4 protein-coding genes are annotated in these 3810 nt (G+C 72.2%); 1 reads left to right on the top strand and 3 read right to left on the bottom strand.

Annotated features, from left to right (window positions below; all coding sequences use genetic code 11):
* Together ACWF94_RS35990 and ACWF94_RS35995 are read right to left on the bottom strand one after the other, a co-directional pair.
* Nucleotides 1-529: class II fructose-bisphosphate aldolase (locus ACWF94_RS35990; RefSeq protein ID WP_453498610.1), on the bottom strand; the 529-nt coding region annotated here is incomplete at its 3' end.
* 221 nt (nt 530-750) lie between these two features.
* Entirely contained in the window at nt 751-1743 is a 993-nt protein-coding gene (locus ACWF94_RS35995) for an SIS domain-containing protein (RefSeq protein ID WP_453498613.1), read from the bottom strand.
* Between the two features lie 272 nt (nt 1744-2015).
* On the opposite strand from ACWF94_RS35995, the gene ACWF94_RS36000 reads away from it, so the two are divergent.
* Nucleotides 2016-2813: a DeoR/GlpR family DNA-binding transcription regulator gene (locus ACWF94_RS36000; protein ID WP_453498616.1), complete on the top strand. Its 798-nt coding sequence runs from the start codon at nt 2016-2018 to the stop codon at nt 2811-2813.
* Between the two features lie 175 nt (nt 2814-2988).
* Here the strand turns inward: ACWF94_RS36000 and ACWF94_RS36005 are convergent, their stop codons facing one another.
* Nucleotides 2989-3669: a TetR/AcrR family transcriptional regulator gene (locus tag ACWF94_RS36005; RefSeq protein ID WP_453498619.1), complete on the bottom strand. Its 681-nt coding sequence runs from the start codon at nt 3667-3669 to the stop codon at nt 2989-2991.
* Nucleotides 3670-3810: the final 141 nt, after the last annotated feature.

Genomic DNA, 3810 nt, shown 5'->3' on the forward strand with positions numbered 1-3810 from the left:
GACTGCTGCCCACCGCCACGGCGAGCGCGTCGACGCCGGTGGCGGCGGCGAAGGCCGCCGCGTCCCCGGGGTCGGTACGGACGCCGGGGGCGTGGACGCCGTCCTTGCCCCCGATCTCGCCCAACTCGGCCTCCACGAACACCCCCCGCTCGTGGCAGTGCGCCGCGATCGCGCGGGTCGTGGCGAGGTTCTCCTCGTAGGGCAGGGCAGCGGCGTCGAACATGACCGAGGTGAAGCCGAGGCCGACCGCCTCGTACACGAGGTCGGCCTTCGTGGCGTGGTCGAGATGGACTGCGACGGAAGTGCTCGACGCCCGGGCCAGGGCGAGGGACGCCAGCCCGATGGGCGCGAGCGCTCCGTGGTAGCGGACGGTGTTCTCGCTGATCTGCAGGATGACCGGCAGGCCCGCCGCCTCGGCACCGGCGACGATGGCTTCACCGTGTTCGAGCTGGACGACGTTGAACGCGCCGACGCCCGTGGCTCCTTCGGCGGCACGGCGGACGATCTCAGCGGTGGACACGAGAGGCATGCGGTTCCTCCTGGGGCAGTGCATCGGGCCGGGTCCCGTGGCAGTTGTCGACGGCCGCGTCGGGCATGACGGCCGCGTCGGGCGTGACGGGCGTGACGGGACGGTGAGGATCACCGGGTCACTCGGGAGAGCACGCCCGGGAGCCGTGCCGGTGACATCTCCGGGGCGCGCTCACGTACGGACTCGTCCACGCGCACCCGTACGCGGTCCCGGCGGCGCGCTCACGCACCACCGGGCTCCAGGACGACGGAGCGGGTGAGATTGCGGGGCCGGTCGGGGTCGCGGCCCTGCGACTCGGCGAGGGCGACCGCGAGACGCTGGACCCGGATGAGGTCCGCCAGCGGGTCGAGACCGCCGCCGGTCTCGGTGTCGCCGGTATCACGGGAATCGGCGAGTTCGGCGGAGTCGGCGGAGTCGGCGACAAGGGTGCCTCCGACACTCCTGACGTCGTCCGCCAGACCCGGCGGCAGCGTGCCGAGAGCCCAGGCCACCCGGTTGGGACCGGTGATGCTGATGGGTCCGTGCCGGTACTCCATCGACGGGTACGCCTCGGTCCACGCCCCGGCGGCCTCGCGCATCTTCAGCGCCGCCTCCAGCGCGAGCCCGTACGTCCACCCCGTGCCGAGGAAGGTGAACTGCCCGGCCGCACGGACCTCGGGGGCCAGGGGCGCGCGGACGGCGGCTTCGGCGTGCTCGGCGGCCCTGGCGAGGGTGCCGACACCGGGGGGCAGGGCGCTCTCGGCTTCCAGGTGTGCGCGCAGCAGGGCGAGGACGCTGGTGGCGAACCGTGTCTGCACGACCGACTCCTCGTCCGCGAAGTCGAGCACGGCCACCGAGTCCGCCTGCCGCATGACGGGTGTCGCCGGGTCGGCGGTGATCGCTCCGCTCGCGATACGGCCGCGCACCCCGCCCAGCAGGTCGAGCACCTCGGTAGTGGTGCCGGACCGGGTGATGGCCAGGATCCGGTCGTAGGGGCGTCCGCGCGGGAACTCCGAGGCGGCGAAGGCGTCCGTCTCGCCGTGGCCGCCCAGTTCGCGCAGCGCCGCGTAGGACTGGGCCATGAACCAGGAGGTACCGCAGCCGACGACGGCGACTCGCTCACCCCGGCGCGGCAGCACCGCCGTGTGCTCCGCGAGCACCTCCGCCGCTCGCCGCCAGACGGCGGGCTGTGAGGCGATCTCGACGGCGGTTCGGGACGCCTCTGTGGTGGACATGCGCGGGGACTCCTCGGGGTACGGGCAGGTCCGGGCCTGCCGCGAGGGCCGGTCCACCGATCCGGCCGGGTGACCGGGCTCGGCGACCGTCATGACATCAGCATTCCTGCTCAATACTGCGTGAAGCTGCACACTCTTGCTCGTAGTACGCTTGCTTCGAGCATATACAAGCATTTGAGCCAGGGATACGGGGCCCGGCCGCCGCGACTCCCGAGGGGTGATCCGTCGCCCTGCCGCGACGCGGCGGATCGCGGCGAGGAGGAGTCGGGCACATGTCGAAACACAAGCGGTGGGAAGCCCTGCTGGAGCTGCTCGCCACGCAGGGCAGAGTGGAGGTCGAGGAAGCCGCGGCAGCCCTGGCCGTGTCCCCGGCGACCATCCGCCGGGACCTCGACGAACTGGCCGGACAGCAGCTGCTGGTGCGCACCCGGGGCGGCGCCATCGCACACGGCGTGTCCTACGAACTCCCCCTGCGCTACAAGTCGTCCCGGCACGCCCCCGAGAAACAGCGGATCGCCGCGGCCGTCGCGGAACTCATCGAGGCCGGCCAGGTCGTGGGGCTCAACGGGGGCACCACGACGACCGAGGTCGCCCGCGCCCTGGCACTGCGGACGGGCGGCGGCCCGCACCGGGCCGCCGATGCCACGGCTCCGGCGCTCACCGTCGTCACCAATGCCCTCAACATCGCGGTCGAACTCGCCGTGCGGCCCCAGATCAAGATCGTGGTCACCGGCGGGGTGGCGCGTCCGCAGTCGTACGAACTGGTCGGCCCCCTGGCCATGGGCGTACTCAACGAGGTCGTGCTCGATGTGGCGGTGCTCGGCGTCGACGGCGTCGATCCCCGACTGGGCCTGATGACCCATCACGAGGACGAGGCGGGTGTCAGCAGGCTGTTCGCACAGCGGGCCCAGCGCGTGATCGTGGTCACCGACTCGTCCAAGATGGGCAGGCGGGCCTTCGCCAGGATCTGCGGTCTCGACCAGGTCGATGTCGTGGTGACCGACTCCGCGATGCCCGCCGAACTGCTCACCCGGCTCACCGAGACCGGAATCAGGACGGTGACCGTCTGAGGACGGCGGCCCTACATGAGTGTCATGGCCGTACGAGCGTGTCATGGGTGCGAGGGCGCGCGGCGGACCGGGCCACCGGCCGATTCCGGTGCGACAGGGCCACGTCCGTTCCGCCGGGCGGAACGCGGCTGAACCGGCGCACCCATCGGCCGCACCGGGTGTCTGCGGCCGTGACTCAGGCCGGGCGGGCGGCGGTTTCGATGGCGAGGATCAGCATGGCGAGTTCGTCGTCGAAGACCTGTTCAGGGGGGACATCGCGCAGATGGGCGCTCGCGGCGCCGAGCCGTGGGTAGTCGGCCGCGTCATCCGCGATGGCCAGCAGGCCGGCCGCGCGGTGCGCGTCGGCGGGGTCGCCGTGCAGTTCACGGTGGAGCCGGCCCACGGCCAGATCGATGAAGACCAGGTAGTAACGGGCGGCCCGGCGTTCGTCGAGACCGGCGTCGGCGAGGATGCGCAGTACGGTCTCGACCAGGCGCAGCGCCCCGGGCCCGTGGTTGGCGCGGGTCAACATGATCTCCACGAGACCGGGGCAGGCGGCCAGTTCGCGGCGCATCGCGCCGGCGAGCCGCCGCAGCCGTTCGGGCCAGGGGCCCTCATCGATGTCCGGGGGCACGACATCGTGTTCGGCGACGGCGTTCATGACGAGGCCGACCAGCGCGTCCTTGTCCGGCACATGCCGGTACAGGGCCATCCGGGAGGCGCCGAGGTCGGCCGCGAGCCGCCGGATCGTCAGCGCCCGCATCCCTTCGCCGCGCGCGATCTCCAGCGCCGCGGCCACGATCTGCGCACGGCTCAGGCTGCCCCAGGCGCGGCGGCGCGGCGCGGTGTCGTCGGCTTCGTCACCCGTGGAACTCATGCGCAGAACCGTACTCGACACCTCTTGCGGACTGCTGTCCGCAAGACTTAGGTTCACCTCACCTCACCTCACTCGACTCGAAGGAGCGATCGATGGCTGCCGCACGGGCGGGCAGGACCCGGTGGCATCGGCACACCGCTC

It is taken from the genome of Streptomyces sp. NPDC055078, assembly GCF_053607985.1.